The sequence below is a fragment of the Pyxidicoccus caerfyrddinensis genome (assembly GCF_010894405.1).
Classification (GTDB): domain Bacteria; phylum Myxococcota; class Myxococcia; order Myxococcales; family Myxococcaceae; genus Myxococcus; species Myxococcus caerfyrddinensis.
The window spans coordinates 1-777 of sequence record NZ_JAAIYA010000119.1 but is presented as its reverse complement, the minus strand read 5'-3'; the positions used below and the strand labels follow the sequence as shown (position 1 = coordinate 777).

1 protein-coding gene is annotated in these 777 nt (G+C 69.1%); it reads left to right on the top strand.

The window, feature by feature from the left end:
* Window positions 1–37 precede the first annotated feature (37 nt).
* Window positions 38–777, top strand: a 740-nt coding sequence (locus G4D86_RS51765; protein ID WP_338050660.1) for an AMP-binding protein, incomplete at its 3' end; no start/stop codon positions are given.

Sequence of the window (777 nt, the reverse complement as noted above, 5' to 3'; positions counted from 1 at the left end):
CGGCCTGTGCAACACCGCTCGGGAAACCATTGCCTTCATGGACCTGGGGCCCGGCCGACGCCTGCTCCAGTTCTTCTCTTCCGCTTTCGACGCCTCCGTCTCCGAAATCTTCCCCGCCCTGCTCTCCGGTGCCTGCCTCGTACTCGCTTCCCGCGACGAGCTCATGCCCGGTGCGCCTCTACTCAAGGTGCTCCAGGAGCAGTCCGTCACTACCCTCAAGCTGACTCCTTCCGTGCTCGCCCAGCTGGAGCCCGAGGGCCTGCGCGGCATCCAGACGCTCATTACCGCCGGTGAGGCCTGCACCCCGGAGCTGGTGGCCCGCTTCCAGCCGGGCCGCCGCTTCGTCAACGCCTACGGCCCCACCGAGGCCACCGTCTGCGCCACCGTCAACACCGACGTGGACGCCCGGCACGTTTCCATCGGTCGGCCGTTCCACAACGTGCGCGCGTACGTACTGGACGCTTCGCTGCAGCCGGTGCCCGTCGGCGTGCCTGGCGAGCTCTTCATCGGCGGCATCGGCCTGGCGCGCGGCTACCTCGGCCGCCCGGAGCTCACCGCCGAGCGCTTCATTCCCCACCCCTTCGCCTCCGCTCCAGGCGAGCGCCTCTACCGCACCGGCGACAAGGCGCGCTGGCTCGACAATGGCCAGCTCGACTACCTCGGCCGCATCGACTTCCAGGTGAAGCTGCGCGGCTTCCGCATCGAGCTGGGCGAAATCGAAGCCGTGCTCTCCTCCCACGCTTCCGTGCGCGAGGCCGTGGTGACGCTGCGCGAGGA